Genomic DNA, 26392 nt, shown 5'->3' with positions numbered 1-26392 from the left:
GCCTTCTCCGCGCAGCGGGGAAGGTGGCCTTGCGAAGCAAGGTCGGATGGGGTGTGGCGGGCGGGTCTGGGATTGTGTTCGGCTTGCACGACAGTCATGCAGAGCCTTCAAAGCGTGCAGCTCTGCCCGCCACACCCCATCCGACCCGACTTCGTCGGGCCACCTTCCCCACTGCGTGGAGAAGGCAGGTCGCGCCAAACCGCTCCATCCCTGTTCCACCTCCAAAAGTCGCGGGCGGCCTATGAACTGCTCCGCCACCGCCGTTCTCGACGACCTGCCCCGGCGCCTGCGCTCCGCCGGGCTGCCGGTCACCCCCGACATGATCCAGGATTTCCTCGCCGCCCTCGCGACGATCCCGTTCGATGCGCCGGGCGAGCTCTACTGGATCGCCCGGACGGTCTTCCTGAAAAGCCCCGAGGCCCTGCCCTGCTTCGACCAGGCCTTTCGCGGCTGGCTGCACGGCCTGGCGCCGCCGGCGCTGGAGCGGCCGGGCGAGGCCGGCGAGGACGAGCAGCGCCTCGATCAGCGCGGCTCGGTCCGGTCCGCTATCCGGATCGAAACCGGCGAAGGCGGCGGCCTGGAGGCGGCGGATGCCGACGGGACCGGCGCCAGGCGGACCCGGCCCCTGCCCTCCTCCCTGCGGGCGCGGGCCGCGGCCGAGGCGAGCCGCGCCGCCATGCCCCGAAGGCTCTCGCGCCGGCTTGTGCCGGCCCGCCGCGGCGCCATCGACCTGGCCAAGACCCTGCGTCAGGACCGTACCCTTGCCGGCGCCTTCAAGCCGGTGCCGCGCCGCGGCCGCCCGCACATGCCGCGGCGGCTCCTGATGCTGGTCGATGTGTCCGGCTCGATGAAGTCCGTCTCGCCGGACGCCCTGGCCGTGGCGCATGCCCTGGTCCGCGCCTTGCCGGCGACCGAGGTGTTCTGCTTCGGCACCCGCCTGACGCGGGTGACGCGCCTGCTCGCCCGCGCCGATCTCGACGTCGCCATGGCACGGCTGGCGGACATCCTGACGGACTGGGACGGCGGCACACGCATCGGCGACAGCCTCGCGGCCTTCCTTGAGCGCTCCCACCATGCCACCCTGGTGCGCGGCGCCGTGGTTGCGATCGTCTCCGACGGGTTCGAGCGCGGCGATCCCGCGCGAATGGTCCAGGCGACGGCCCGGCTCGCGCGCCTGGCGCATCGCCTGATCTGGGCGAGCCCGATGCTGGCCGACCCGCGCTACCAGCCGCAGACGCGGGCGATGCAGGCCGTGCTGGCCTCGATCGACCGGATGGCGGACGCCGCCTCGATCGCGGCGTGGATGGGTTTCCCCGCGGCCCTCGCCGCGGCGCAGGCCCGCCCGCGCGGCTCGGCCGCGACGCAGTTTCGACTGGGAGGTTCGGCATGACCGGCATCATCGACGCCCATCACCATATCTGGCGGCAGGCGGACCTGCCCTGGCTCTCGGGACCGATGCTGCCGCGCATCTTCGGCCCCTATGAGTCGATCCGCCGCGACTATCCTCCGGAGGAATACATCGCCGACGCCGCGCCGCATGGCGTCACCGGCAGCGTCTACGTCCAGGCCAACTGGGCACCGGCGCGGGGCCTCGACGAGGCGCGCTGGGTCCAGGGCGAGCACGAGCGCACGGGCTGGCCGACGGCGCAGGTTGCCTATGCCGACCTCGCCGGCCCCGATGTCGCGGCAGAGCTGCGAGCGCTGGCGGCTATCCCGACCGTGCGGGGCATCCGCCAGCAGCTCCACTGGCACGAGACGCCGCTCTACCGCTTCGCCGCCCGGCCCGACCTGATGAACGACCCGGCCTGGCGGCGCGGCTTCGCCCTGCTCGGCGAGCACGGCCTGCTGTTCGAGCTGCAGATCTTCACCGCGCAATTCGCCGACGGCGCCCGGCTCGCCGCCGATTTCCCCGGCACGCCCTTCGTGCTGATGCATTGCGGCATGCCGGAGGACCTCTTGGAGGCTGGTTTCGCCGCCTGGCGCGAGGGGCTGAAGCGCCTCGCGGAGCGGCCCAACATGCACGTCAAGCTCTCCGGCCTCGGCACCTTCGTCCGCTGCAACGACCCCGCCCACATCGCCAGGATCGTGCACGAGACCGTCGCGGCGTTCGGGCCGGCGCGCTGCGTCTTCGGCAGCAACTTTCCGATCGAGAAGCTATGGTGCGGCTATGGCGAGCTGATCGGTGCCTTCAGGGATGCCCTGGCTGACCATCAGCCGGCGGACCGGGAGGCGATGCTCGCCGGCAATGCGCGGCGGCTCTACCGGTTGTGATCGCCACGGGGGACGAACGGCCTTTCGTTCCCGCATCCGCCATGCACTATACGCTCACCAACAACGGCACCGGCCGAACGGACCGGACAAGCCACGGGAGGATGTCATGGAACGCGCCGGTGCAAGCACGGAGCATGCGGGCGGCCTGCCCTTCGATGGGGGCAAGCTTGACGCCCTGATGGAGGCGGCGGGCCTCGACGCCCTCATCCTCACATCGAAGCACAACATCCAGTATCTCCTCGGCGGCTACCGGTTCTTCTTCTTCGACGCGATGGACGCGCTCGGCCTCAGCCGCTACCTGCCGGTGCTGGTCTATGCCAGGGGCCGCGCCCCGGACGCCGCCTATATCGGCAACCCGATGGAATCCTACGAGCGCGAGCTCGGCCGCTTCTGGGTGCCGACGGTCATCGCCAAGAGCTGGGGCACGCTCGATGCGGCCGAGCTCGCAGCCGAGCAGATCACGAAGCTCGGCCTCGCGGACAAGCGGATCGGCGTGGAGATGGCGTTCCTGCCCGCCGACGCCTTCCTGCGGCTGAGGGAAAAGCTGCCGAACGCGACCTTCGCGGAAGCGATCGTGCCGTTGGAGCGGCTGCGCGCCGTCAAGACACCGGCCGAGCTGGAGCTGCTGCGCCTCGCCTCGGAGAAGGTGGTGGACTCCATGCAGACCGTGATCGCCGGCCACGGCCCGGGCGCGACCAAGCGCCAGCTCGCCGAGGCCCTGAAGCGCGAGGAAGTGGCGCGCGGCCTCACCTTCGAATATTGCCTGATCACCGCCGGCAAGAGCCACAACCGCGCCCCCTCCGACCAGGTCTGGGGCGAGGGCGACGTGCTGACGCTCGATTCCGGCGGCAATTACCGCGGCTATATCGGCGACGTCTGCCGCATGGCGATCCAGGGGGAGCCGGATGCCGAGCTCGTCGACCTGCTCGGCGAGGTCGACGCGATCCAGATGGCCGCGCGCGGTCCGGTGAAGGCCGGTGCGCGCGGCGGCGACGTGTTCACCCCGGCGCTGGCGCTGCTGGAGCGCTCGAAGCACAAGGGCTATACCCATTTCACCGCCCACGGCATGGGCATGATCGCCCACGAGGCGCCGCGGCTGACCGGCAAGGGCTTCGTGCCCTATCCCGGCTATGACGAGGACCGGCCGCTGGAAGCCGGCATGGTGCTCTCGATCGAGACGACCATGCTCCATCCCAGCCGCGGCTACATCAAGCTGGAGGACACGGTGGCGGTGACGGACATCGGCTGGATCGGCTTCGGCGACACGGCGCGGGGATGGAATCGCGGGGGGACGGGGGTTTAGGCACCGCCCCGGGGCAGGGCAGTTCGTTCGAAGGCGGAGCCGTCAGAGCCCTCCCCCTTGCGGAGGATCGGATCGGTTTGCGTGCAACGGGGGGCTTGGATGCGTTGTCGGTCGGGACTGCGTCGCGTCGATGTGGATCGCTGATCGCGCCGGAAGATGCATCGGGCATGGTTGATCGCGAATTGCGCTTTCGATCACGAGTACAGCCGACCAACCCCATGCCAACGGTTGGAACTGCCGCCGGTACGTCGATCAGCAACAACAAACAAATCCCTATTGCGAAAATGCACGATTGGTGAAAATGCTTCAAACATGCAGATGATTTATTTCAATAGACAGAGAAGAGATATCATTTTAGGAGGACTATCCAACGTCATCCTGTATACTTCGAGGGGATCTGCGGAAACTCTTTCTTTGAAGATCGAAGGCCAGCCGAATCAAGTCTCCTTGTTCAACCGCCCCGAGACTCTCGCGAAAGCTAAAAAGATCGGTACACCGATTCCAGTGCTTGTATTGCTGCGTTCATCCCCCCGGGTCAGCGTGATTGGTTCGCAGTCTCCCAGCTTTGCACTTTACGAAGACAATAGACTCATATACTGGGCCGATCAACGCTACAAATCCGTCGAACTTTCGGAGAATGAGCGGAGCAATCTTCTTCAGACGTTGAACTTTTCCAGCTTAGCAAATTTGAATGGCGGATATGCAGGTTCTGACAGCACCGATCAACCAGAAACAACAATTCTTGTCTATGGATGGAAGAATCCATTCTTTATTTCAATATATGGATCTCTCGACTCCCGATCGGTGCGCTCCAAAATCCCCGATGCCGTCATCAATGCTTATGATACACTCCTCTCCTTCTCACATCCCAGAGCAGAAGAATGGCTGCCTGCCGACATCGAGGTCATGATCTGGCCCTATGAGTATGCGCCGGAGCCATCGATTGAGTGGCCGAGTCACTGGCCAGGGCTCGATGATCGCAATACTGTCAAACGCGGTGATGGCTATAGCATTTTTATGCCATCGGCAGAACTTCAAGCTTTACAGATCTTTCTTGGCTCACAGCGTCCCAGGGGAGCAGTTGAAATTGGCAAGAAGAAATGGTCTGTCGGCGTTCGTATTCCCTTCCCACATGAGAATCTCTGGATGGGCCGGAGCACAGACTAAGTTATTCAATTAACCTTTCTTGCGATTGACCGCACCTACCCCTGCAGCCGGATCCGCACCTGGTCCAACCCCACCGCCAGCAGCAGCACGGCGCCGCGGGTGACGTCCTGCCAGAAGCTGGAGACGTCGAGCAGGGTCAGGCCGTTGCCGAGCGTGCCGAGGATCAGGACGGCGAGCAGCGTGCCCCAGACGCTGCCGCGGCCGCCGAACAGGCTGGTGCCGCCGAGGATGATGGCGGCGATGATGGTGAGCAGGTGCTGGCCGGCGGCGTTGGGCGCGGCGGCGCCGAGCATCGAGGCGAGCAGGATGCCGGCGAGCGCGCCGGAGACGCCGGAGGCGACGTAGAGCACGAGCTGGGTGCGCTCCACCGGGACGCCGAGCAGGCGGCTCGCGTCGGGATTGCCGCCGACGGCATAGATATGGCGGCCGAACAGCGTGCGCGCCATCACGAACCAGGCGAGCGCGAACACCGCCAGCATCAGGATCAGCGGGAACGGCACGCGGGCGATGCGTCCGGAGCCCAGCCAGTTGAAGTCGGGCTGCAGCAGCGGCTGGGTCAGGCCGCCGGTCATCACCATGGAGAGGCCGGTGACGATGCTCATGGTCGCCAGGGTGACGATGAACGGGTTGAGGCCGAGGCGCGTGGTGATCAGGCCGTTGGCGAAGCCGATGGCGCCGCCGAGCAGCAGGGCGACGAGGCAGGCGCCCCAGATGTCGAGGCCGTGGGCGTTGAGCATGGCGACGGCGATGCCGGCCATGCCCGCCACGGCCGCGACCGAGAGGTCGAGGCCGCCGGCGATGATCAGCGGCGTGCCGGCGGCGGCCATCAGGCCGATGAAGGCCATGTTGGAGCCGATCTGGGTGAGGTTGCTGAAGCGCAGGAAGTAGGGCGACAGCGTCGAGAAGGCCAGGAGCAGCCCGACGAAGAAGATCAGCAGGATGGCGACGCCGGCCCAGGGGCGGGCCATCAGGTCGGCGGCCCGGGCGGGCTTTCGGGCCTTGGTCGCGGCGTCTGTCATGGTCATGCTGCGTTCCGTCGGTTGAATCAGGCCGCCGATTTCTGAGAACCGCCAGCGTTGCCGGCGGCCTCCAGAAGATCGGCGGCGGTGGCGCCGGCGGGCAGGACCGCGGCGGTGCGCCCGTCGCGCAGCACCAGCGTGCGGTCGGCGAGGCCGGCGACCTCCTCGGCGTCGGAGGAGACCAGCAGCACGCCGAGCCCGCCGGCGGCCAGCGCCCGGATCTGCCCGTAGATCTCACGCCGGGCGCCGAGGTCGACGCCGCGCGTCGGCTCCTCCAGCACCAGGAGGCGGATATCGCCGAGGAGCCAGCGGGCGAGGCAGATCTTCTGCTGGTTGCCGCCGGAGAGCAGGCGGATCTCCTGCTCGGGGCCGCGGGTGCGCACCCCGAGCGCCTCGATCCAATGGCGGGTCTTCGCGCCCTCGCGCGCCCGGTCGACCAGGCCGAAGCGGGTGAAGCCCGGCAGGAAGGGCAAGGTGGTGTTCTCGCGCACGGTGAGGATGCCGATCAGGCCCTCGCGCTTGCGCTCGGCGGCGACGAAGCCGATGCCGGCCCGCACGCTGTCGCGCGGGGCCTGCGGGCGATAGGGCGCGCCGTTCAGGCGCGCCTGCGCCACGCGGGCGCGCGGCTCGGCGCCGAACACGGCGCGGCCGAGCTTCTCGATGCCGGAGCCGACCAGGCCGAACACGCCGAGGATCTCGCCGGCGCCGACCTCGAGCGAGACGTCCTCCAGCCAGCCGGGCAGGCCGAGGCCCTCGATCTGCAGGACCGGCATGCCGGCCGCCTCCCCCCGCTTCGGGGGGTAGAGGTCGCCGAGCGCGCCGCCGAGCATGGCCTGCAGCACCGCCTCGTGCGAGATGGAAGCGGCGGCGAAGGTGCCGGCGACGCCGCCGTCGCGCAGCACCAGGATGCGGTCGCTGAGGCGGAACACCTCGTCGAGATAGTGCGAGATGTAGATCACCGTGACGCCTTCGCGCTTCAGCGCGCCGATCACCGCGAACAGGCTCTCGGCCTCGGCATCGGAGAGGGCGGCGGTCGGCTCGTCCATGATCAGGATGCGGGCCTCGCCGGCCAGCGCCCGGGCGATCTCGACCACGCGCTGCTGCGACAGGGAGAGCGAGCCCATGCGGGCCTCGGGCGAGACGTCGGCGAGGCCGAGGCGGGCCAGGAGATCGGCGGCCTTGGCGCGCATGGCGCGGCGGTCGACCAGAGGGATGCCGAGCGCGCGCCGGACCGGCATGGCGGCGAGGCAGATGTTCTCGGCGACGGTGAGGTCGGGATGGGCCGAGAGCTCCTGCGGCATCAGGCGGATGCCGGCGCGGATGGCGTCCTGCGGGCCGGCGATCGCGACCGGCCGGCCGTCGACGCGGATCTCGCCGGCGTCGCTGGCGTAGACGCCGGCGAGGATCTTCATCAGCGTCGACTTGCCGGCGCCGTTGGCGCCGAGCAGGGCGATCACCTCGCCCGGCCAGGCGGACAGGGCGACGTCGCGCAGCACGGCAACGCCGGAGAAGCTCTTGGCGATGCCGGCCATCTCCAGGCGAGGCGTGTCGCGCGCCGTCTCGACCGTCATGTCGCGCCTCTCACTTCGTCGGGATCAGCGTCTTGTAGGCCTCCAGCGTCGGGTCGCCGCGCAGCGAGGCGAGATAGGCCTCGAACTCGGCCTGCGGGAACTTGTAGTCGACCACGGCGCCCTTCGGGTCGCATTTGAAGCTGGGATAATAGTCGCAGACATTCGCCTTGCTGATCATGACGTGGTTGACCAGCACCGAGGGCGGCACCTCCTTGCCGGCGAGATGCATCAGGGCGATCGGCAGGAGGTAGTTGCCGTAGCGCTCGGGGAAATAGCCGACCGAGGCGACGAAGCGCGGCTCGTTGACCAGGGTCTCGGTCTCGTCGGCGCCCATGCCGACGGCGACGACGTCGTCCTCGCGCCCGGCCTGCTTGGCGGCCCGCAGCATGCCGGAGGCCGACTGGTCGTTGATCGCCGTCACCATGATCGGCACGCCGGGCGGAATGCGCGGCAGGATGTTGGTCATCTGCGCGAAGCTTTCCTGCAGCGTGTTCTTGGTGTCGATCTTGATCACCTGGCCCGGCGGGAAGTCCTTGACGGTGGCCAGGAACCCGGCGGCCTCGCCATTGGTGCGCATCATCGGGATGGCACCCGATTGCGGCAGCTCGCCGACGACGAGATAGCCCTTGCGGACCGTGTCCAGGCCCTTCAGCGCGATGGCGGCCTGGGCGAGATAGGAGCCGCCCATGAAGCCGGAGCGCGGATTGTTGGCGCCGAAGAAGGTGGCCCCGCCCATCGGAATGTCGATGGCCGTGACCTTGGTCTCGGCATCGTCGAAGGCCTTCATGATGATCGGGCCGAAATTGGCGTCGGTCTGGAACTCGATGGCGGCATCGACGCCGCGCTGGATGAAGCTCTGGGCGTTGGAGAGCGCCGTGGCGCCGTCGAGACGGTTGTCCGAGACCAGCAGATCGACGCCGGCCAGCGCGGCGTTGTCGAGCAGGCCCTTCTCCACCCGCTGGCAGAAGACGATGTCGCGCTGCAGGTTGGCGAAGCCGATGGTGAGCTTGGCGCCGTTGCGCGGGGGATGGGCGGCGACCGCCTCGGCCACCATGGCCTTGAGCTGCTCGGCGCTCAGCGGCGCGCCGGAGAAGCTCTCGGGGTCGAAGCCGTGGAAATCGGCGGCATGGGCGGCGGTGGCGAGCAGGGCGCCGACCACGACGCCCGGACCGAACATGCGTGCGAGAATCCTCACTGTCGTCCTCCCTGTTCGCGGGCTTGCGGCCCCGCGCCACTGACCGCCTCCTTCGCCGGCGGACCGCGATGCGGGCGCCGGCCGGGGCATTTGAGAAATATGTCTCATTGCCAAACTTGTAAGTCAAGATACTATGTCGCGAAGCAACGATCGGTTCGTCAGGACCGCAGAGCCGGGGGAGCAGGCATGGCGAGGACAGGCAGGCCCAAGCCGCGGATCGGTGTCCTGGCGCTCGGCCTGGCGGCATACTGGCCGCAATTCCCGGGCATGAGGGACGGGCTTCTCGGCCATTACCGGACCCTCCTCGGCAAGCTCGGCGATGCCGAGCTGGTGGATGCCGGCTTCGCCGACAGCATCGAGGCGGCCCGTGCGGCGAGCGCGGCCTTTGCCGGCGGCGATGTCGACCTGGTGGTCTGCCACCTCACCACCTACGCGACGTCGGAGCCTCTGCTGATCGCGGTGCACGGGCTCGACGTGCCGGTCGTGCTGATGAACGTCCAGTCCGTGCCGGCGCTCGACATGGACGGGGTGCACGGCATCGCGGATTGGCTGGGCGTCGCCTGCACCTGTGCCGGGCTGCCCGAGATGACGGCCGTGCTGATCCGCGGCGGCAAGCGCTTCGACGTGATCACCGGCCATCTCGACGGCGACGCCGAGGTCGATGACGGCCTGCGGGACTGGTGCGCCGCCGCCTCGATCCGCCGGACGCTGCGGACACGCAGCTTCGGCCTGCTCGGACGGCCCTATCCCGGCATGACCGACCTCCATGTCGACGAGACCGCGTTCTTCCAGCGCTTCGGCGCCTATGTCAGGCATCTCGACTGGGACGACATCGTCACGCAGAGCCATGCGGTCACGCCGCCGGAGCGCGCGGCGCGGGTCGAGACGCTGACGGCCGCCTTCGACCTGCCGGAGGGCGAGGCCCTGGACGCGGTGGCGAGCGTCCTCGCCGGCCTCGACCGGCTGGTCGAGACCCATCGCCTCTGCGCCATCCCCAACCACTACGAGGGCATGGTGCGCGAGGAGCACGCCGGCATCCTCGCCGCCTCCAACCCGGCCTTCGCCGTGCTGATGACCGAGGGCGTCGCCTGCCCGGTCGAGGCCGACATCAAGACCGCGCTGGCGATGCTGATGCTGAAGCACGTCGCCGGCAGCGCCACGCTGGCGGAGCTCTATTCGATGGATTTTCACCGCGACGAATGCATCATCGGCCATAGCGGCGCGGCCGATCTCGCGGTGTCGTCGCAAAGGCCGACGCTGCAGCGCTCGGCGGTGTTCCACGGCAAATCCGGCGCGGGATATCTGACGCAGGCCTATCCGAAGCTGGGGCCCGTCACGCTGCTGTCCCTCACCCAGGGCCGGGGCGGCGCCTTCCGCCTCGTGGCGGCCGAAGGCGAGGCGGTGGCGGGACCCGGCCTTCGCCTGGGCGACACCAATTGCCGCGTGCGGTTCTCCTGCGGCCTCAGGGCGTTCGTCAACGGCTGGGCCTCGTTCGGCCCGACCCATCACGGCGTTCTGGCGATCGGACGCCAGATCGACCGCCTGCGGCGCGTGGCGACATTGTTCGACCTGCCGCTCGAAATCGTGTGCCGGTAGATGCGATCGATGCGGTGTCGTCAGCGGATCAGCGCATGAGCTATCTCGACAAGATCGTGCCGATCTCCCGCAAGCCGGCGGCCGAGCGCGTCGCCAGCCAGCTCCTGGAGCTGATCCGCTCGGGCAACATCAAGCCGGGCGAGGTGTTCCCGACCGAAGGGGAGCTCGCCGAGGCGCTGCATGTCAGCCGCCCCGTGGTGCGCGAGGCGCTGCGCGGGCTGCAGATCCTCGGCGTGGTCGAGAGCCGGCAGGGCGGGCGCTGCTCGGTCACGGACCTGGAAATCTCGCGGCTGCTGGCGCCGCTGCAATTCGTCATCGGGCTGAACGAATCGAACCTCGACGCGCTCTACCAGGCGCGCCTCGTCAACGAATGCGGGCTGATCCGGCTTTGCGCCGCGCGCGTCACCGAGGCGGAGCTGGCGCAGCTGCGCGACCTCGTCGCGGCCGGATACCGGTCGGCGTCCGACCCGACGGCGTTCCGGGTGGTCGACCAGGCCTTCCACCACCTCCTGATGCGCATCGGCGCCAACCCGTTCATGGAATCGGTGGCGAAGGGCCTCTACGAGCTCGGCATGGACTATCGGCGGGTCGCCTCGGAGACGGCGGGCGTGATCGAGCGCAGCGCCGAGGAGCACGCGGCCATCGTCGAGGCCTTGGCCCGGCACGATGGCGACGCTGCCGCCGAGGCGATGCGGGTGCATCTGGCCTCGATCAACCGCACCACGCTGGAGGCGATGCGCCGCATCGACGGCGCCCCGACGCAGGGGGACTGAGGCAGGCCCCTGCCCTCCTGCGCCGGGACGGATGCTTCAGGCCACGCTCAGCCGCACGTCGACATTGCCGCGCGTCGCGTTGGAATACGGGCAGACCTGGTGCGCCTTGGCGACCAGCGCCTCGGCCTCGGCGTGCTCGACGCCCGGCAGGGCGACGGCGAGCGCGATGTCGAGGCCGAAGCCGCCTTCCGAGCGCGGCCCGATGCCGACGGTGGCGGTGACGGTGGCGTCGGCCGGCACCTTCGGGCCGCCCTGGGAGGCGACGAACTTCATAGCGCCGAGGAAGCAGGCGGCGTAGCCGGCGGCAAAGAGCTGCTCGGGATTGTTGCCCTCGCCGCCAGCGCCCCCGAGCTCCTTGGGCGTGGCGAGGCGGACCTCCAGGCTGCCGTCCGTCGTGGCGGAGCGACCGTCGCGACCGCCGATGGCGCGGGCCGAAGTGCGGTAGAGGACGTTCACGGACATGGGGAGCTCCTGTCTTCCGTTGGGCGGAGGCCGGACATCGGCTCTCCGCAGGTCGGGCACGGTTTAAATCGTACACGATCAAATCGCACACAATCAATAGAAGGGTGCAGGGTCGGCGTCAAGCGCTTGCGATAAGATCGCGCACGATATAAATCCGAATCATGTCTTCGAGGAGAACCATGCCCGCCACCACGCCCGACGAGGCCATGAAGCTCGGCGAGCAGCTGTGCTTTGCCATCTATGCCGCCGGCCACAGCTTCAACCGGGTCTACAAGCCGCTCCTGGAGCCGCTCGGCCTGACCTATCCGCAATATCTCGTCATGCTGACGCTGTGGGAGCAGGACGACCAGACCGTCGGCAGCCTCGGCGAGAAGCTGGCGCTGGAGTCGAGCACGCTGACGCCCCTGCTCAAGCGCCTGGAGGCGATGGGCCATGTCGACCGCCGACGCGACCCCGTCGACGAGCGGCAGGTGCGGGTGCGCCTCACCGGCCAGGGACGGGCGCTGCAGGCCGGAGCGCGGGACATCCCGGGCTGCCTGCTTGCCGTCTCGGGCCTGCGGCTCGAGGAGGTGCAGCGGCTGCGCGCCGAGATCGCCGCGCTCCGGACCGCCCTCGATCACGCCGCCTCCGGCGACCCGGCGAACGCTCTGCGTCCGGCGGCGGCATAGCTCTCCCCGCGAGCCCGGCGAGCTCTCGCCGGTGTCGGGCGTCACCGCGATGCGCGGTCGGCCGGCAACGCCAGGCGCCGCTCGAGCCAGAGGCTGTAGCGCGAGGCACCGAAGCTGAGGACGAAGTAGACCAGCGCCGCGAAAGCATAGGCCTCGGTGTAGAAGCCGAGCCATTGCGGGTCGACGGCGGCGGTCTTGGCGGTGTTGAGCAGATCGAACAGGCCGATGACGATCACCAGCGTGGTGTCGAGGAAGAGGCCGATGCCGAGGGTGACGAAGGCGGGAATGACCGCCCGCAGCGCCTGGGGCAGCACGATGAGGCGCATCGCCTGCCATCGGCCGAGGCCGAGGGCCCGCGCCGCCTCGTCCTGGCCGGCCGGCACCGCCTGCATGCCGGCCCGGACGATCTCGGCCATGTAGGCGGCGACGAACAGCGTCACCGCGGTCCCGGCCCGCAGCAGCTTGTCGACCGAGGCGCCGGCGGGCAGCATCAGCGGGAAGAGCAGCGTGGAGACATAGAGCACCGCGATCATCGGCACGCCGCGCATCACCTCGATGAAGGCGACGGCGATGAGGCGGACGAGCCGGAGCTTCGAGCGGCGCCCGAGCGCCAGCGCCACGCCGATCGGGAAGGCGGCGGCGAAGGCCGTCGTCGCCAGCAGCAGGGTCAATGGCAGGCCGCCCCAGACCTGGGTCGGGACGGGTTGGCCGGTGGGGACGCCCGCCATCACAGCCACGGCGGCGGCGATGGCGAGCGGCCAGGCGAGGACGAGGCGCGCGCGCCAGAAGCGCGGCAGGGCGGTGACGACGATGAGGCCGGCGACCAGCAGCGTCGCGAGAGCCGCCTGCCAGTGCAGCGGCCGGGGATAGAGGCCGAACAGGATGAAGCGCAGCTTTTCGCCGATGAAGGCCCAGCAGGCCCCGCCGCGCGCGGCGCAGTCCTGCGCCGTGCCGGTCCAGGTGGCGTCGAGCAGCGCCCAGCGCAGGAGCGGCGGCAGCACCAGCGCGGCGAGGCCGGCGAAGGCGAGCGTGATCGCCGCGTTGAGACGCGAGCCGAACAGGCCCTTGCGCCAGGCGGCGGCCGGAGCCGGAAGGCGCGGTGCCGGCAGGCTGACGAGCGCCATCTCAGCGCTCCCGCAGCGCCAGGCGCGCATGGTAGCGGTTCATCAGCCAGGACACGGTGAAGCTCATCGCGAGATAGACGGCCATCATGATCAGGAGGCTCTCCAGCACCTGGCCGGTCTGGTTGGCGGCGGTGTTGGCGATGCTGACCAGGTCGGGATAGCCGATGGCCACCGCCAGGCTCGAATTCTTGGCCAGGCTGAGATAGCTCGAGGTCATCAGCGGCACGATCACCCGCAGCGCCTGCGGCAGCACCACCAGGCGCAGGGTCTGGCCCTTGTGCAGGCCGACGGCGCCGGCCGCTTCCCATTGGCCGGCCGGCACCGCCTCGATGCCGCTGCGCACGATCTCGGCAATGCCGGCGGCGGCGTTGACGGTGAGGCCGATCAGCAGGGCGGAGAACTCCGTGGTCAGCGACAGGCCGCCGGCGATGTTGAAGCCCTTCTGCTGCGGCACCTCGATGGTGACGCCGAGGAGCATGGCCGCGGCGGCCAGGGTGGCGAGCAGGGCCAGGATCAGGACCGAGCGGGCCCGGCGCCGCCGCGCCGGCCGCTCGCCGAGCCGACGGCCGACGGCGACCCACGCCATGGCGAAGACGGCGGCGAGGCCGAGGGCGACCAGCCACCAGCGCTCGTCCTCGAAGCGCAGCACCGGCAGGAAGACGCCGCGGTTGGAGAGGAGGATGCCGGGGAGCGGCTGCAACGCCTGCCGCGCCGAGGGCAGCGCATGCAGCACGGCGCTCCAGAAGAACAGCTGCAGCAGAAGCGGCGTGTTGCGGACCGCCTCGACATAGGCGCGCGCCGATCCGGCGAGCAGCGGGTTGGTGGACAGGCGCGCGATGCCGAGCGCCGCGCCGAGGAGGGTGGCGAGGAGGCAGCCGGCAGCCGAGGCGGCCAGGGTGTTGAGCACGCCGACGAGGAAGGCCCGCGCGTAGCTCATCTCGGCGGAATAGGCGATCAGGCTCTCGCCGATCTCGAAATTGGCCGGCCGCTGGAGGAAGGCGAAGCCCGGCACGATGCCGACCCGGGCCATGTTCTCGGCGAGGTTGCGGCCGAGGAAGGCGATGAGGGCCGTCAGACCAACGAACAGGGCGATCTGCGTCAGCGGCCGCTCGCCCAGCCGGTCCCGGAACAGCCGAAGGCCGGGCGCATCGGCGCCCGGCGGGATCGTGGTCGTGGACATCCCGGCCCGGCCGCTCAGCGGAACGGCGGGGAATAGAGCAGGCCGCCCTTGGTCCAGGGCTGGTTGTAGCCGCGCTCGAAGCCGGCAGGGGTGGCCTTGCCGATGTTGCGCTCGAAGATCTCGCCGTAATTGCCGAGGGTCTTGACGATGGTGTAGGCGAATTTCGGGTCGAGGCCGATGGCTTCGCCGAGCGAGGGATCGGTGCCGAGGAAGCGCTTGATCGCCGGATCGTCGCTGGTCAGGAAGCTGTCGATGTTCTGGCTGGTGATGCCGAGCTCCTCGGCCTGGATGGTGGCGTAGACCGTCCAGTTGACGATCTCCAGCCAGCGGTCGTCGCCGCCGGCGATGGCGGGCGCGAGCGGCTCCTTCGACAGGCGCTCGGGCAGGAGCACGTAGTCGTCGGGCTTGGAGAGCTGGGTCCGCTTCAGGGCGAGGTCGGTGGAATCCTGCGTCAGCGCGTCGACGCGGCCGCTGTCGAGCGCCCGCACGAACTCGCCGGTGTCCTCGATCACCACCGGCTTGAAGCTCTTGCCGTTCTTGCGGAAGAAGTCGGCGATGTTGAGCTCGCCCGTGGTGCCGCTCTGCACGCCGATGCTGGCGCCGTCGAGATCGCTGCCCTTGGTGACGCCGAGCGACTTCTTCACCAGGAGGCCCTGGCCGTCATAGAAGACCACCGGCCCGAAATGGAAGCCGAGCTTGAACGAGCGGGTGATGGTCTGCGTCACCCCCGAGAGCAGGATGTCGAACTCGCCGGCCTGCAGCGCCGGCAGGCGCTGCTGCGGCGAGGAGGAGGTGAACTCCACCTTGTTCGGATCGTTGAACACGGCGATGGCCAGCGCCCGGCCGAAATCGACGAAGAAGCCCTGCCATTTGCCGTTGCTGTCGGGGGCGAAGAAGCCGGGCAGCGTGCCGACGCCGACCTTGATCACGCCGCGCTCCTTGATCCTGTCCAGCGTCGGGCCTGCCGCGGCCGGCGCCGTCAGGCCGGCCAGGCCCAGGGCCAGGACCGCTGCCCCCAGCGCCCCGGCGACTGCGTGCTTCACCACCCCGATCATCGCTCTGTCCTTTCGTCGTCCGATCCGCGGAGCCGGGGGCGCCCTCGCCCGCATGCCGGCTCCGCGGATCGCGACACTACGATGGACTCGCGATATTTGTCTATTTTGTATATCTAAATTATAGATATAAAATCTTCCTCACTGAAGCCGATCGGCAGCACGGCCGTTCGCCGGGCGATACCGGCGACCGGCCTGCCGCGGCCATATCCGGGAAGCCCCGGTGTATGAAATATGTTGAACTCTCCGACCCCGGCCTTGCGGCGGGCGGCCGGATCCACACATTCGTTTCACGCGGTTCTCGACGAGGTTCCCTTGGCCCAGAAACGGCAGTTGCGGCTCGGCGCCTTCATGCGGCCGACCACCATCCATACCGGCGCCTGGCGCTATCCCGGCGCCTATCCCGACGCCAACTTCAACCTCGGCCATCTCAGGCGCTTCGCGCAGACGCTGGAGCGCGGCAAGTTCGACGCCTTCTTCATGGCCGACCACCTGGCGGTGCTCAACATGCCGCTGGAGGCGCTGAAGCGCAGCCACACCGTCACCTCCTTCGACCCGCTGACGCTGCTGCCGGTGCTGGCCGTGGACACCAGGCATCTCGGCCTGATCGCCACCGCCTCGACCACGTTCGAGCAGCCCTATCTCATCGCCCGCCGCTTCGCCTCGCTCGACCATATCAGCGGTGGCCGCGCCGGCTGGAACATCGTCACCACCTCCAATCCCGATGCCGCGCTCAATTTCGGGCTGGAGGAGCACATGGAGCACGACGAGCGCTACCGCCGCGCCCGCGAGTTCCACGACGTGGTGACGGGCCTGTGGGACAGCTGGGCGGACGACGCCTTCGTGCGCGACGTGGAGAGCGGCGTCTATTTCGATCCCGAAAAGCTGCATGTCCTCGACCACAAGGGCCCCTATCTCTCGGTGCGCGGGCCGCTCAACATCGCCCGCCCGGTGCAGGGCTGGCCGGTGATCGTCCAGGCCGGCGCTTCCGAGTCCGGCCGCCAGCTCGCCGCCGAGACCGCCGAGGTGATCTTCGGCGCCTCCCCGCGCCTCGCCGACGGCCAGGCCTTCTACAAGGACGTCAAGGGCCGGATGGCGGCGCTCGGCCGCGAGCCCGACCACCTCAAGATCCTGCCGGGCGCCTTCGTCGTGGTCGGCGAGACGGTGGATCAGGCGCGCGAGAAGCGCGCCCGGCTCGACAGCTTGGTCCATGACGAGAGCGCCATCGCCTCGCTGTCGATCGCCCTCGGCCACGACGCCTCGACCTTCGACCCCGATGCGCCGCTGCCCGAGGTGCCCGAGACCAATGCCAGTCGCAGCGGGCGCGAGCGGGTGATCGCCCTCGCCCGGCGCGAGGCCCTCACCGTGCGCCAGCTGGCCCAGCGCCTCGGCGGCTATTCCGGCCTCGCCTTCGTCGGCACGCCGCAGACCATCGCCGACGAGATGGAGGAATGGCTGACGGGCGAGGGCTCGGACGGCTTCAACGTGATGTTCCCCTATCTCCCGGAAGGGCTGGACGACTTCGTCGACAAGGTCGTGCCGGAGCTGCAGCGCCGCGGCATCTTCCGGCGGGAGTACGAGGGCACGACGCTGCGCGAGAACCTCGGCCTGCCGCGGCCGGAGAACCGGTTCTTCCGGGGATAGGCGGAATCGCGCCCGTCAGAGTACCGAGGCCGGCGCCGGCTGATCCTGTGCCGAGGCCGGAGAGCCGGCCTCCTCGTCGCCGAGGCCGGAAAGCACCACCGGCTCTCGGCCCTCGAACTGGACGACGAGATCGAGGCGGCCGCCCATGGCCTCGACATAGCTGCGCAGCGTCGAGAGCAGCATGTCGCTGCGCTTCTCGAGCTGCGAGATCGAAACCTGGTCCTTGTGCAGGATCCGGGCGAGTTGGACCTGTGTCAGGTCCCTTGCCTTCCGCAGCTGCTGAAGGGTCAAATATCGGGCCGCCATGCGTTCAGCGCGCCGCTCCGATTCGGCGCGCTCCGCCGGCGTCATCGTCTTGCGAAGCACTTCGTCCGCTGGAATCGCCATCACACGCCTCCTCTGTTCAGCGCGTCCAGATGTTCGTCGAACCTCCGGTCGGCCGTCTCGATGAGCTGCCTGTAGAACCGCTTTTCCGACCCGCCGGACTTGTCGCCCGCCACCAGCAGGATCGCCGCCCGCTGCGGATCGAAGGCAAAAGCCACCCGCCAGACGCCGTCGGCCGCCTTCAGGCGAAGCTCCTTCATGTTCGAATGCCTCGAACCTTTCAGGGTATCGACATGCGGCCTGCCGAGCTGAGGGCCGAAGCGCTGCAGCAACGCTATGCCCACAGCGATCTCGATCCGGACATCCGCATCCAACCCGGCGAATTCCTCGGCGAACGCCTCGTCGAAAAGCACGGTCCACGGCATGAGTCAATATAGGCCCGAAGCACTATAACTTCAAGACTATACTGGTTGTGGCATGCCCTCACCCGCCCGGCCATGGCATGGGGCCCGCCACCAGCCCGGCCACCTCGCGGCGGAACGGCAGGGCGCTCTCGTCGCGGACCTCGTCAAGCTCCTCGGCATAGCGCCGGCCGGCGAACACCGCCGCGGCGATGGTGCCGGGCGCCAGGGCATCGCCGATCGTCGTGGCCGAGCGCAGCCCGGCCTCGGCCCAGGCGTCGCGGCGCGCGCCGAGCTCGGCCGCCAGCGCAGTGGCGGGCAGGCGGGCGGTGACCAGCACCACCGCCCCGGCTTCGATCGCGGTCCGGCGATCGGTGAAGACGCAGGCCGCCTCGACGCCGCCACGGCCGATCGCCGTCAGGCCGTGATGGGCGAGGATGCGCACGCCGAGCTCGAGGAGCCTGGCCTGCACCCGGTGCTGCTCCATGGTCATGTGCATCCAGTTGGAGACGTCGGCCGCCGGCGTCAGCAGCGTGACGGCGAAGCCCTCGCGGACGAGCAGCTCGGCCAGGACGCCGCCCATGTAATAGTGGTCGTCGTCGTAGATCGCGACGGTGCGGCCGGCGGGACGGACGCCGTCCATCACGTCGTCCGGCGTCAGCACCACGGCGCCCGCCTCGCACGGCACGGGCCGGAGCAGGCGGCGGCCGATGCCGTCCGCCCGCCAGCGCGAGCCGGTGGCGAGGACGACATGCTCGAAGCCGAAGTCGAGGATGTCCTCCGCCGTCAGATCGCTCTCGCGATAGACCTCGACATGGCTCATGCCGGCGAGCTGGCCGGTGCGGTAATCGGCGACGCGGCCCCAGGCGGAGAGGCCCGGGAGCAGGCGCTCCCGCGCCACGCGGCCGCCGAGCGTCCTGGTCTTCTCGGCAAGTGCCACCTCATAGCCACGCCGGCCGAGCATCATCGCCGCCTCCAGGCCGGCCGGGCCGGCGCCGACCACCAGCACCCGCTGGGGCGAGGCCGCGGCGCGGATGCGCTCGGGATGCCAGCCGCGCCGCCATTCCTCGCCCATGGACGGGTTCTGGGTGCAGCGGATCGGCGTCATGGTATGGTCGCCGGAGACGCAGATGTTGCAGCCGATGCACTCGCGGATGTCCTCCAGCCGCCCCTCCTCCACCTTCTTCGGCAGGAAGGGATCGGCGATCGAGGGGCGCGCGGCGCCGATGAGGTCGAGCACGCCGGAGCGGATCTGGCGCACCATCAGGTCGGGCGAGGTGAAGCGGCCGACGCCGACCACCGGCTTGGTCGTCAGCGCCTTGATGCCGGTGACGAAAGGCTCCTGGAACCCTTCCTCGGCGAACCGCGAGGTCTGGCTGTCATTGTCCCAGGAGGAAAGCGTCAGGTCCCACAGGTCCGGCAGCTCGGCGAGATGGGCGATGATGTCGCGGGCCTCGGCGGCGTGCAGACCTTCCTCGCCGATGAGCTCGTCCACCGAGATCCGGCAGGCGACGCCGCAGGTGTCGCCGACCGCGTCCTTGGTGTCCTCGATCAGCTCCTTCAGCAGGCGGGCCCGGTTCTCCAGGTTGCCGCCGTATTCGTCGGTGCGGGTGTTGTAGCGGCGGGAGAGGAAGAACATCGCCCCGCCGAACAGCTTGCCCGCGTAGACATAGACGATGTCGTAGCCGGCGCGCTTGGCGCGCAGCGCGGCGTCGCGATGCCAGCGGCGCAGGTCCCGGAAATCGGCCTTGTCCATGGCACGCGCCTGGACCGGATCGTTGTAGATCGAGAACACCGGCAGGTCGACCGGCCCGAACGGGATCTCGCGGGAATAGAGGTTCGGCGCGTTCATGCCGTTATGGGCGAGCTGCAGCCCGGCGAGCGCGCCATGGGCATGGACGGCGTCGGCGATGCGGGCCAGCATCGGCACGTCCTGCTCGTCCCAGTTGCGCAGCTCGATGAAGGGGGCGATGTCGCCGGTGGGGTGGATCTCGACCTGCTCGGTGCAGACCACGCCCCAGCCGCCCTCCGCCTTGACCGCGCGCATGGTCGCCAGCGCGGTCGGGTCGCGATAGCCCATGCCGTTGCAGTGCGGCACCTGATAGAATCGGTTCCTGGTGGTGACCGGGCCGATGCGCACCGGCTCGAACAGGATGTCGTATCGCGGATCGCGCGCCATCGCTCAGTCCCCTCGCGACGCTCGCCGGTTCACCGCGGCGTCGCCGGCGACGCTAGCGGGGCCTCCCCGCCCGAAACATTCGAAATTCGCGATCCACTGGTTCAATCAACCTTAAGCAGGATCAAGGAGACTGGGGACCCTCGGCTTCTCCACGGGATCTCCTGCCAGTGAACGTCAAATCGGACACGGTCTCCGCTTCATCCGCCGTCGGCGCCCTGTGCTGCCCGCACATCTTCCGGGACCTGCGGAAAGTCCTGCTGGTGGACCGCCGGGACGGCGACTGGCAGTTCCTGTGCGGCGAGAGCGACCATGGCGCGACGGATCTGCCGCATTTCGTCCACCTCGGCCACATGCTCCGGAAGGACCCGACGCTGTCCGCCCTCGGGGACCTGCCGGCGGACTGGGAAGCCGAGCGCGCACGGCCGGACCAGGCCTGGGCGAGACGCCCCTGCGAGCCCTAAGCAGGTTCTCCCGAACCTGCTTAGACTTCAGTAGCCTGAGCAGCATTGATTTTGCATGGAGAATGCAAAATCAATTCGTGGCTTAAGCCACGAGAAGCTGCTTAGCAACCTGCTGCCCCCGAGCCTTCCGACCGCCGGCGCCGCGATCACCCGCTCCGGCGGATGCGGCATGGCGGTTGACCCGGCGCGCCGGACCGTCTTCCCTCGCCCGGCACCGCGGACGTCCGGACCGCGGATTCTGCGACGACGAGGAAAGACCATGGACAGCGTCGGGCTCCTGGAGCGTCTGGTCGGCTTTCCCACGGTGAGCGCCCGCTCGAACCTGGCGCTGATCGGCTTCGTGCGAGACGTCCTGGCCGAGCGCGGCATCGAGGCGCGGCTGCTGCCGGACGCGACCGGCGAGAAGGCATCCCTCTTCGTCACGATCGGTCCGCGGGAAACGCCCGGCATCATGCTCTCCGGCCATACCGACGTGGTGCCGACGGAGGGCCAGGCCTGGACCGCGGATCCCTTCGTCCTCGCCGAGCGCGACGGACGCCTCTACGGGCGCGGCACCGCCGACATGAAGGGTTTTCTCGCCTGCGCGCTGCGGGCGGCCGATCTGGCGTCGCGAAAGCCGCTCGCGACCCCGCTGCACCTCGCCCTGTCCTATGACGAGGAGATCGGCTGCGTCGGCGTGCGCCCGATGCTGGACATGCTGGCGGCGGCGCCGCGCCCGCGCCTCGTCATCGTCGGCGAGCCGACCTCGCTCGCCCTCGCCCTCGGCCACAAGGGCAAGGTCGCGGCCCGCGCCACCTGCTGCGGCATCGCCGCCCATTCGGCGCTGGCGCCGCACGGGCTCAACGCCATCCACCTCGCCGCCGACTTCGTCGCGGCCCTGCGCCGCCGCCAGGCCGCGCTCGCCGCGGAGGGCGCGCGGGACGAGGCCTATGACGTGCCCTACACCACCGTCCATGCCGGCCTGATCCGCGGCGGCACGGCCCTCAACATCGTGCCCGACCGCGCCGAGGTCGACTTCGAGATCCGCAACCTCGCCGCGGACGATGCGACCGCCATCCTGTCGGCGATCACCGAGGATGCGGCGGCCATCGCCGCGCCGCACCGCCGGCGCTTTCCCGCCGCCGCGGTCTGCGTCGAGGTTGTGAACGACTATCCCGGCCTCGACGAGGCGGCGGAAAGCGAGGCCGCCGCCTTCATGCGCGGCCTGCTCGACGCGCCCGCGATCACCAAGGTCGCCTTCGGCACAGAAGGCGGCCTGTTCCGCGAGCGCCTCGGCGTGCCGGTGGTGGTCTGCGGCCCCGGCTCGATGGACCAGGGCCACAAGCCCGACGAGTTCGTCTCCCGCGCCCAGATCGAGGCCTGCGACGGGATGATGGACCGGCTGGTCGAGCGGCTGGCTCGCTGACCCCCTCGCCCGATGGCAGAGGGGATTTTCGCCGCCCCTGCTTCCCAAATTCCAAACCAAGGCAGCAGAAACGACTATTTTGCTTGCGCCACCGATCACGCGATCATGCCCCGCACATGGTGACCGGGTCCGCCGCCCGGCCGCAGACGCGAGGAGCGAGCATGATCCGCACGGGCGCACAATACCGGGACTCGATCCGCGACGGCCGCGAGGTCCATGTCGCCGGCGAGCGGGTGAAGGACGTCACCACGCACCCGATGTTCAAGCCGCTGGTCGACATCCGGGCGCGCTTCTACGACATGCAGCACGAGCCGGCGACCCGCCACATCATGAGCTTCGAGCAGGACGGCGAGGTCAACGCCGTCGCCAACAAGCTGCCCTTCACGCAGAGCGACTGGTGGGACAAGCGCCGGGCCACCGACACGCTCCTGGAGGAGATCGGCGGCGTCGTCACCCGCGTCGGCGACGAGACCGTCGGCGAGATGTGGTCGCTGTTCGACGGCCAGGACGTGCTCAACGAGGTCGACCCGCAATTCTCCAAGAACATCCGCGACCATATCGCGCGGGTGCTGCACACCGACCCCTTCCACGTCTCGGCCAACACCGACCCGAAGGGCGACCGCTCCAAGCCGCCGCAGGAGCAGGACCCCGACATGCTGCTGCACGTGGTCAAGGAGACCGATGCCGGCATCGTCGTGCGCGGCGCCAAGTATGAGACGGCGGCGGCCTATGCCAACCAGGCCTTCACCAAGCCGACCATCGCCAACTGGGGCAATGCCGCCTATTCCGACTATGCCGTCGGCTTCATCTGCGACCTCGGCTCGCCGAACCTGAAGTTCATCTGCCGCACCGGCTTCGCCGGCCGGGCGCCGGCCGAGGACTATCCGCTGGCCAACCGCTTCGACGAGGTCGACACCCTCGTCATCTTCGACAATGTGCTGATCCCCTGGGAGAACGTGCTGTTCTACCGGCACACCAAGGCGGCGAGCTTCATCCGCGCCACGCTGCACCGCTATTCCGCCTTCGCCTTCGTGCAGCGCAACCTGAAGCTCGCCGACATGATGATCGGCGCGGCGCTGTTCAACGCCCGCCAGACCGGCCTCGACAAGCAGCAGGCGGTGCAGGAGAAGCTCTCCCAGCTCGCGGTCTACCGTGAGGGCATCAACGCCCACCTCACCGCCGCCATCGCCCTGGCCGAGCGCAGCCCGGGCGGACTGATGATGCCGAACCAGTCGCTGCTCTACACCGGCCGGGTGCTCGCCTGCTCGCAGCTGCACGAGATGATGCATATCGCCCGCGAGCTTTGCGGCGGCCAGATCTGCGTCACGCCGGACAAGGCGGCCTTCGAGGCGCCGGAGACCAAGCCCTGGCTCGACAAGTTCTACACGGTCAACGAGGACTGGGTGGCCGAGGACCGGCGCAAGCTGCTGGCCTTCGCCCGCGACATGCTGAACTCGGACTATGCCGGCCATCGCCTGACCTTCCAGCTCTTCGCCCAGTCGCCGCCCTTCGCGCATCTGGCCGCGGTCTACCGCAATTTCGACTGGGACGGCCCGCTGGACTTCGTCAAGAAGGCGGCCGGCCTCTCCGACAAGGTGCTCGGCGAGATCCGCCGCCAGCCCGGCGACAGCGCGGTCAACAGCTGGTTCGCCGCCGGGCAGGCCAAGGTCGCCGCGGAGTAGCACGGGAGGACGCGATGAGCGCCACGACGGCCCAAGCCTTCGACCCGGACCTGCGCCAGCGCTTCCTCGCCGGCATGAGCAGCGCCGCCTGCACCGTCAACGTGGTCACGACGGACGGCCCGGCCGGGCGGTTCGGCGTCACCGTCTCGGCCATGGCCTCGGTCAGCGCCGACACGCCGAGGCCGACGCTGCTGGTGTGCGTCCACGAGCGCAGCGCCGCGGCACGAGCGATCATCGCCAACGGCGTGTTCTGCGTGAACGTGCTGCGCGACGACCAGGCGCACATCTCCGACTGCTTCGCCGGCCGCTGGAAGACCGCCGACGGCGACAAGTTCTCCTGCGCAGACTGGACGGCGGACGCGACCGGCGCCCCTCGCGTGGTCGACCCGCTGGTCGCCTTCGGCTGCCGGCTGACGGCGATGCAGCAGGTCGGCACCCATCACGTGCTGTTCGGCGCGGTGGAGGACATCTTCACCGCGGGCGAAGGCGCCCCCCTTATCTACGCCAACCGCGCCTATGGTCGGCCGGCCCGCCTTGCGGCGCCGGCAGCGGCCTGCGCCTGACCGCTCCCTCCCGAGATACCGCCATGGTCCATACCCGCATCCGCAAGTTCAACACCAAGGACACCTATCCCGAGCAGAAGCTGGACAACGACCTCTGCCAGACCGTCGTCGCCCGCGGCACCATGGTGTTCGTGCGCGGCCAGATCGGCCAGGACCTCGACACGCGCGAGAGCGTCGCCATCGGCGATGCCGCCGGCCAGGCCGAGAAGGCGATGGCCAACATCAAGATGCTGCTGGAGGAAGCCGGCTCGAAGCTGGAGCACATCTGCAAGATCACCATCTACATCATCGATCCGCGCTACCGCGAGCCGGTCTACCGCACCGTCGGCCAATGGCTGAAGGGCGTCTATCCCGTCTCCACCGGCATCGTCGTCTCCGGCCTGGCGCGTCCGGAATGGCTGGTCGAGATCGACGCCACCGCTGTAATTCCCGACACTGCGCAAGCCGTGGCGCCGGACGAAGCCGCATGACCTTCTCCATTGCGGCACGCTGCCCGGCGACGGGCATGTTCGGCCTGGCGATCTCCTCCTCCTCGCCGGCGGTGGCGGCGCGCTGCGCCCATGCCCGCGCCGGCGTCGGGGCGGTGGCGACGCAGAACGTCACCGATCCTTCCCTCGGGCCGCTCGGCCTCGACCTGATGGCGCAGGGCGCCAGCGCCGAGGCGGCGCGCGACGCGCTGGTCGCGGGCCGCCCGCATATCGACTATCGCCAGCTCACCCTGATCGACGCCGCCGGCCGCACCGCCGTGTTCTCCGGCGGCCGCACGCTCGGCCTCAACGCCGTGGCGCAGGGCGAGGGCGCGGTCGCTGCCGGCAACCTTCTCGCCGATACCGGCGTGCCGCAGGCTATGGTCGAGGCCTTCCTGGCTTCGCAGGGATCGCTCGGCGGACGCCTGCTCGGCGCCATGCGGGCGGGCGTGGCGGCCGGCGGCGAAGCCGGGCCGGTGCACTCGGCCGGGCTCCTCCTGGTGCGCGACGTCTCCTGGCCGGTGGCGGATCTGCGGGTCGACTGGGCCGACGAGGACCCGATCGGCGCCCTCGGCCGGCTCTGGGCCCTCTACGAGCCGCAGCTCGAAGCCTATGTCGCCCGCGCCCTCGATCCGACCGAGGCGCCGAGCTACGGCGTGCCGGGCGACGCGTGAGCCCATCGGCTCCGGTCTTCGACCGGGGCCGAGCAGGTGACGCCCAGGCGCTCGCCAGCCATCGGCACGAGCCGCTACTTGGCCTTGCCCATCAGCTTCTCCGCCGCATCGCTGACCGGCTCCTTGGGATTGGCGGCGCAGTACTGCACCAGCGCATTGCCCATCTTGTTGACCCGGTCGAAGTCGATGACCGCGTCGTCATCCTCGCCCATGTAATAGCCGCTCAACCACAGCGACACGTTCGTCAGGCTCTGGCTGTCGGACTTGGCGAAGTCGCCGCAGGTGACCTTGCGGAGGTCGAGCGTCGCCGCCCCGGCCGCAGAGGCCGCCAGGATCGCGGCGCCGGCCAGGAGGATGGTCTTCATCGTCATGTCGCATGTCCATTCCCGGCGGGTGTGCCTGCGCCGCACCTGCGCCTCGGCCCGGTTCTGCCCGGGTTCGCGCGCAGCGGCAAGAGCCGTGGCGCCAGTGCCGGAGACGATGCGGGCCGACGAGGCACCGGCTGGCGCCCTCTGCCGGCCTTGGGGGCTCCACCAGCCGTGGCGCGGCGCCGATCGCGGAGCCATTGACGCCGGACGCCAATGCGGTCATGGTGATGAGACAGACCTGTCTCATCACCATGACCGCGACACCATCCCATTCCGGCAAGCGCCAGCAGATCGTCGACACCGCCTATGCGCTGTTCAAGCGCGAGGGCTATCACGCCACCGGCATCGATCGGATCATCGCCGAGGCAGCGGTGGCCAAGATGACGATGTACCGGAACTTCCCCAGCAAGGACGACCTGATCGTCGAGGTGCTGGACGACCGGGCCCGGCGGTTCGCGCGGCGGCTGGACCGCCTGGCGCAGGCGGCCGCCACGCCCGGGCAGAAGATCGCCACCATCTTCGACTGGTACGCGCGCTGGTTCCGGCGCCCGGACTTTCACGGCTGCCTCTTCGCCCATGCCCTGGCCGAGTTCGGCGATCCCGGCCACCCCGCCTTCGGAAGGGCCGTCGCCCAGAAGGACGACCTCAGGCGGCGCATGCGCCTGATCCTCGAAGAGGCGATGCCGGCCGATCGGGCCGAAAGCGCCGCTGCAGCGCTGCTGATGCTGATCGAGGGCGCAACCCTGATGGCCGAGATGGGCCAGGGGGATGCGGCCATGGGCGCGGCACGCCAGGCTGCCGCTCGCATCATCGCCCCGGAGGCGCTGCCATGAGGATGCTCCA

The 26392-nt window shown here is 69.3% G+C and carries 26 protein-coding genes; 15 read left to right on the top strand and 11 right to left on the bottom strand.

The window, feature by feature from the left end:
* Positions 1 to 241 precede the first annotated feature (241 nt).
* The 4 genes from QO011_RS13100 to QO011_RS13085 all read left to right on the top strand — a co-directional run bounded on the left by QO011_RS13100 (position 242) and on the right by QO011_RS13085 (position 4741).
* Complete coding sequence (locus QO011_RS13100; protein WP_307272460.1) at positions 242 to 1390, top strand: vWA domain-containing protein; 1149 nt, start codon at positions 242 to 244, stop codon at positions 1388 to 1390.
* The gene (locus QO011_RS13095) at positions 1387 to 2271 is read left to right on the top strand and encodes an amidohydrolase family protein (protein ID WP_307272458.1); all 885 of its coding nucleotides are present in this window, start codon (positions 1387 to 1389) and stop codon (positions 2269 to 2271) included. Before QO011_RS13100 ends, QO011_RS13095 begins: the two co-directional genes overlap by 4 nt.
* A gap of 106 nt (positions 2272 to 2377) precedes the next feature.
* The gene (locus tag QO011_RS13090) at positions 2378 to 3574 is read left to right on the top strand and encodes a M24 family metallopeptidase (protein ID WP_307272456.1); all 1197 of its coding nucleotides are present in this window, start codon (positions 2378 to 2380) and stop codon (positions 3572 to 3574) included.
* Between the two features lie 312 nt (positions 3575 to 3886).
* A complete protein-coding gene (locus QO011_RS13085) occupies positions 3887 to 4741 on the top strand; it encodes a hypothetical protein (RefSeq protein WP_307272454.1) in 855 nt (284 codons plus the stop codon).
* A 35-nt stretch (positions 4742 to 4776) separates the two neighbouring features.
* Here the strand turns inward: QO011_RS13085 and QO011_RS13080 are convergent, their stop codons facing one another.
* The 3 genes from QO011_RS13080 to QO011_RS13070 are packed head-to-tail and all read right to left on the bottom strand — an operon-like array spanning position 4777 to position 8526.
* Positions 4777 to 5766: an ABC transporter permease gene (locus QO011_RS13080; RefSeq protein WP_307272453.1), complete on the bottom strand. Its 990-nt coding sequence runs from the start codon at positions 5764 to 5766 to the stop codon at positions 4777 to 4779.
* 20 nt (positions 5767 to 5786) lie between these two features.
* Positions 5787 to 7331 carry a sugar ABC transporter ATP-binding protein gene (locus tag QO011_RS13075; protein ID WP_307272452.1) on the bottom strand — a complete coding sequence of 515 codons (1545 nt, stop codon included), beginning with the start codon at positions 7329 to 7331 and terminating at the stop codon, positions 5787 to 5789.
* A gap of 10 nt (positions 7332 to 7341) precedes the next feature.
* Positions 7342 to 8526 carry a sugar ABC transporter substrate-binding protein gene (locus QO011_RS13070; RefSeq protein WP_307272451.1) on the bottom strand — a complete coding sequence of 395 codons (1185 nt, stop codon included), beginning with the start codon at positions 8524 to 8526 and terminating at the stop codon, positions 7342 to 7344.
* A gap of 186 nt (positions 8527 to 8712) precedes the next feature.
* Here QO011_RS13070 and QO011_RS13065 point away from each other — a divergent pair, with 186 nt between their 5' ends.
* Together QO011_RS13065 and QO011_RS13060 are read left to right on the top strand one after the other, a co-directional pair.
* A complete protein-coding gene (locus tag QO011_RS13065; protein ID WP_307272449.1) occupies positions 8713 to 10122 on the top strand; it encodes a hypothetical protein in 1410 nt (469 codons plus the stop codon).
* Positions 10123 to 10157: 35 nt separating this feature from the next.
* A complete protein-coding gene (locus QO011_RS13060; RefSeq protein WP_307272448.1) occupies positions 10158 to 10895 on the top strand; it encodes a FadR/GntR family transcriptional regulator in 738 nt (245 codons plus the stop codon).
* A 36-nt stretch (positions 10896 to 10931) separates the two neighbouring features.
* On the opposite strand, the gene QO011_RS13055 is transcribed toward QO011_RS13060, so the two are convergent.
* On the bottom strand, positions 10932 to 11357 hold the full coding sequence (locus QO011_RS13055; protein ID WP_307272446.1) for an organic hydroperoxide resistance protein: 426 nt from the start codon (positions 11355 to 11357) through the stop codon (positions 10932 to 10934).
* A gap of 206 nt (positions 11358 to 11563) precedes the next feature.
* Here QO011_RS13055 and QO011_RS13050 point away from each other — a divergent pair, with 206 nt between their 5' ends.
* The gene (locus QO011_RS13050; protein ID WP_307273153.1) at positions 11564 to 12025 is read left to right on the top strand and encodes a MarR family winged helix-turn-helix transcriptional regulator; all 462 of its coding nucleotides are present in this window, start codon (positions 11564 to 11566) and stop codon (positions 12023 to 12025) included.
* Between the two features lie 41 nt (positions 12026 to 12066).
* Here QO011_RS13050 and QO011_RS13045 read toward each other — a convergent pair whose 3' ends face one another.
* The 3 genes from QO011_RS13045 to QO011_RS13035 are packed head-to-tail and all read right to left on the bottom strand — an operon-like array spanning position 12067 to position 15384.
* A complete protein-coding gene (locus QO011_RS13045; protein WP_307272444.1) occupies positions 12067 to 13149 on the bottom strand; it encodes an amino acid ABC transporter permease in 1083 nt (360 codons plus the stop codon).
* 1 nt (position 13150) lies between these two features.
* On the bottom strand, positions 13151 to 14329 hold the full coding sequence (locus QO011_RS13040; RefSeq protein ID WP_307272442.1) for an amino acid ABC transporter permease: 1179 nt from the start codon (positions 14327 to 14329) through the stop codon (positions 13151 to 13153).
* Between the two features lie 14 nt (positions 14330 to 14343).
* Positions 14344 to 15384 carry an amino acid ABC transporter substrate-binding protein gene (locus QO011_RS13035; RefSeq protein ID WP_307272440.1) on the bottom strand — a complete coding sequence of 347 codons (1041 nt, stop codon included), beginning with the start codon at positions 15382 to 15384 and terminating at the stop codon, positions 14344 to 14346.
* Between the two features lie 348 nt (positions 15385 to 15732).
* Here QO011_RS13035 and QO011_RS13030 point away from each other — a divergent pair, with 348 nt between their 5' ends.
* Positions 15733 to 17025, top strand: coding sequence for an LLM class flavin-dependent oxidoreductase (locus tag QO011_RS13030; RefSeq protein ID WP_370881955.1), 1293 nt, complete (start codon positions 15733 to 15735; stop codon positions 17023 to 17025).
* 15 nt (positions 17026 to 17040) lie between these two features.
* On the opposite strand, the gene QO011_RS13025 is transcribed toward QO011_RS13030, so the two are convergent.
* From QO011_RS13025 to QO011_RS13015, 3 genes are read right to left on the bottom strand one after another with little or no spacing between them, the layout of a single operon-like run.
* Positions 17041 to 17412 carry an XRE family transcriptional regulator gene (locus tag QO011_RS13025; RefSeq protein WP_307272438.1) on the bottom strand — a complete coding sequence of 124 codons (372 nt, stop codon included), beginning with the start codon at positions 17410 to 17412 and terminating at the stop codon, positions 17041 to 17043.
* The gene (locus tag QO011_RS13020) at positions 17412 to 17774 is read right to left on the bottom strand and encodes a type II toxin-antitoxin system RelE/ParE family toxin (protein ID WP_307272437.1); all 363 of its coding nucleotides are present in this window, start codon (positions 17772 to 17774) and stop codon (positions 17412 to 17414) included. Before QO011_RS13020 ends, QO011_RS13025 begins: the two co-directional genes overlap by 1 nt.
* Before the next feature lie 58 nt (positions 17775 to 17832).
* Positions 17833 to 19929, bottom strand: coding sequence for an oxidoreductase (locus QO011_RS13015; RefSeq protein WP_307272436.1), 2097 nt, complete (start codon positions 19927 to 19929; stop codon positions 17833 to 17835).
* 167 nt (positions 19930 to 20096) lie between these two features.
* On the opposite strand from QO011_RS13015, the gene QO011_RS13010 reads away from it, so the two are divergent.
* The 6 genes from QO011_RS13010 (at position 20097) to QO011_RS12985 (ending at position 25181) form a co-directional block, all read left to right on the top strand.
* Positions 20097 to 20390, top strand: a complete 294-nt coding sequence (locus QO011_RS13010; RefSeq protein WP_307272435.1) for a hypothetical protein — start codon at positions 20097 to 20099, stop codon at positions 20388 to 20390.
* Between the two features lie 259 nt (positions 20391 to 20649).
* A complete protein-coding gene (gene argE, locus QO011_RS13005; RefSeq protein ID WP_307272434.1) occupies positions 20650 to 21795 on the top strand; it encodes an acetylornithine deacetylase in 1146 nt (381 codons plus the stop codon).
* Positions 21796 to 21956: 161 nt separating this feature from the next.
* Positions 21957 to 23477: a 4-hydroxyphenylacetate 3-hydroxylase family protein gene (locus QO011_RS13000; protein ID WP_307272433.1), complete on the top strand. Its 1521-nt coding sequence runs from the start codon at positions 21957 to 21959 to the stop codon at positions 23475 to 23477.
* A gap of 14 nt (positions 23478 to 23491) precedes the next feature.
* Positions 23492 to 24040 carry a flavin reductase family protein gene (locus tag QO011_RS12995; protein WP_307272432.1) on the top strand — a complete coding sequence of 183 codons (549 nt, stop codon included), beginning with the start codon at positions 23492 to 23494 and terminating at the stop codon, positions 24038 to 24040.
* A 23-nt stretch (positions 24041 to 24063) separates the two neighbouring features.
* A complete protein-coding gene (locus tag QO011_RS12990; protein WP_307272431.1) occupies positions 24064 to 24510 on the top strand; it encodes a RidA family protein in 447 nt (148 codons plus the stop codon).
* Complete coding sequence (locus QO011_RS12985) at positions 24507 to 25181, top strand: DUF1028 domain-containing protein (RefSeq protein WP_307272429.1); 675 nt, start codon at positions 24507 to 24509, stop codon at positions 25179 to 25181. The genes QO011_RS12990 and QO011_RS12985 overlap by 4 nt, the downstream gene beginning before the upstream one ends.
* A 74-nt stretch (positions 25182 to 25255) precedes the next feature.
* On the opposite strand, the gene QO011_RS12980 is transcribed toward QO011_RS12985, so the two are convergent.
* Positions 25256 to 25552 carry an HdeA/HdeB family chaperone gene (locus QO011_RS12980; RefSeq protein ID WP_307272428.1) on the bottom strand — a complete coding sequence of 99 codons (297 nt, stop codon included), beginning with the start codon at positions 25550 to 25552 and terminating at the stop codon, positions 25256 to 25258.
* A gap of 248 nt (positions 25553 to 25800) precedes the next feature.
* Here QO011_RS12980 and QO011_RS12975 point away from each other — a divergent pair, with 248 nt between their 5' ends.
* On the top strand, positions 25801 to 26382 hold the full coding sequence (locus QO011_RS12975; protein WP_307273151.1) for a TetR/AcrR family transcriptional regulator: 582 nt from the start codon (positions 25801 to 25803) through the stop codon (positions 26380 to 26382).
* Positions 26383 to 26392 lie beyond the last annotated feature (10 nt).

Origin of the sequence: Labrys wisconsinensis (assembly GCF_030814995.1) — a bacterium.
In the GTDB taxonomy this organism is placed as follows: domain Bacteria; phylum Pseudomonadota; class Alphaproteobacteria; order Rhizobiales; family Labraceae; genus Labrys; species Labrys wisconsinensis.
The sequence above is the reverse complement of the archived record's forward strand: the minus strand, read 5'-3'. Positions and strand labels throughout refer to the sequence as shown.

Bases quoted from the DNA above. Each gene is read 5' to 3' on its own strand.
- QO011_RS13100 (WP_307272460.1), top strand. From the start codon at position 242: ATGAACTGCTCCGCCACCGCCGTTCTCGACGACCTGCCCCGGCGCCTG.
- QO011_RS13095 (WP_307272458.1), top strand. From the start codon at position 1,387: ATGACCGGCATCATCGACGCCCATCACCATATCTGGCGGCAGGCGGAC.
- QO011_RS13090 (WP_307272456.1), top strand. From the start codon at position 2,378: ATGGAACGCGCCGGTGCAAGCACGGAGCATGCGGGCGGCCTGCCCTTC.
- QO011_RS13085 (WP_307272454.1), top strand. From the start codon at position 3,887: ATGCAGATGATTTATTTCAATAGACAGAGAAGAGATATCATTTTAGGA.
- QO011_RS13080 (WP_307272453.1), bottom strand. From the start codon at position 5,766: ATGACCATGACAGACGCCGCGACCAAGGCCCGAAAGCCCGCCCGGGCC.
- QO011_RS13075 (WP_307272452.1), bottom strand. From the start codon at position 7,331: ATGACGGTCGAGACGGCGCGCGACACGCCTCGCCTGGAGATGGCCGGC.
- QO011_RS13065 (WP_307272449.1), top strand. From the start codon at position 8,713: ATGGCGAGGACAGGCAGGCCCAAGCCGCGGATCGGTGTCCTGGCGCTC.
- QO011_RS13060 (WP_307272448.1), top strand. From the start codon at position 10,158: ATGAGCTATCTCGACAAGATCGTGCCGATCTCCCGCAAGCCGGCGGCC.
- QO011_RS13055 (WP_307272446.1), bottom strand. From the start codon at position 11,357: ATGTCCGTGAACGTCCTCTACCGCACTTCGGCCCGCGCCATCGGCGGT.
- QO011_RS13050 (WP_307273153.1), top strand. From the start codon at position 11,564: ATGAAGCTCGGCGAGCAGCTGTGCTTTGCCATCTATGCCGCCGGCCAC.
- QO011_RS13045 (WP_307272444.1), bottom strand. From the start codon at position 13,149: ATGGCGCTCGTCAGCCTGCCGGCACCGCGCCTTCCGGCTCCGGCCGCC.
- QO011_RS13040 (WP_307272442.1), bottom strand. From the start codon at position 14,329: ATGTCCACGACCACGATCCCGCCGGGCGCCGATGCGCCCGGCCTTCGG.
- QO011_RS13035 (WP_307272440.1), bottom strand. From the start codon at position 15,384: ATGATCGGGGTGGTGAAGCACGCAGTCGCCGGGGCGCTGGGGGCAGCG.
- QO011_RS13030 (WP_370881955.1), top strand. From the start codon at position 15,733: ATGCGGCCGACCACCATCCATACCGGCGCCTGGCGCTATCCCGGCGCC.
- QO011_RS13025 (WP_307272438.1), bottom strand. From the start codon at position 17,412: ATGGCGATTCCAGCGGACGAAGTGCTTCGCAAGACGATGACGCCGGCG.
- QO011_RS13020 (WP_307272437.1), bottom strand. From the start codon at position 17,774: ATGCCGTGGACCGTGCTTTTCGACGAGGCGTTCGCCGAGGAATTCGCC.
- QO011_RS13015 (WP_307272436.1), bottom strand. From the start codon at position 19,929: ATGGCGCGCGATCCGCGATACGACATCCTGTTCGAGCCGGTGCGCATC.
- argE (WP_307272434.1), top strand. From the start codon at position 20,650: ATGGACAGCGTCGGGCTCCTGGAGCGTCTGGTCGGCTTTCCCACGGTG.
- QO011_RS13000 (WP_307272433.1), top strand. From the start codon at position 21,957: ATGATCCGCACGGGCGCACAATACCGGGACTCGATCCGCGACGGCCGC.
- QO011_RS12995 (WP_307272432.1), top strand. From the start codon at position 23,492: ATGAGCGCCACGACGGCCCAAGCCTTCGACCCGGACCTGCGCCAGCGC.
- QO011_RS12990 (WP_307272431.1), top strand. From the start codon at position 24,064: ATGGTCCATACCCGCATCCGCAAGTTCAACACCAAGGACACCTATCCC.
- QO011_RS12985 (WP_307272429.1), top strand. From the start codon at position 24,507: ATGACCTTCTCCATTGCGGCACGCTGCCCGGCGACGGGCATGTTCGGC.
- QO011_RS12980 (WP_307272428.1), bottom strand. From the start codon at position 25,552: ATGACGATGAAGACCATCCTCCTGGCCGGCGCCGCGATCCTGGCGGCC.
- QO011_RS12975 (WP_307273151.1), top strand. From the start codon at position 25,801: ATGACCGCGACACCATCCCATTCCGGCAAGCGCCAGCAGATCGTCGAC.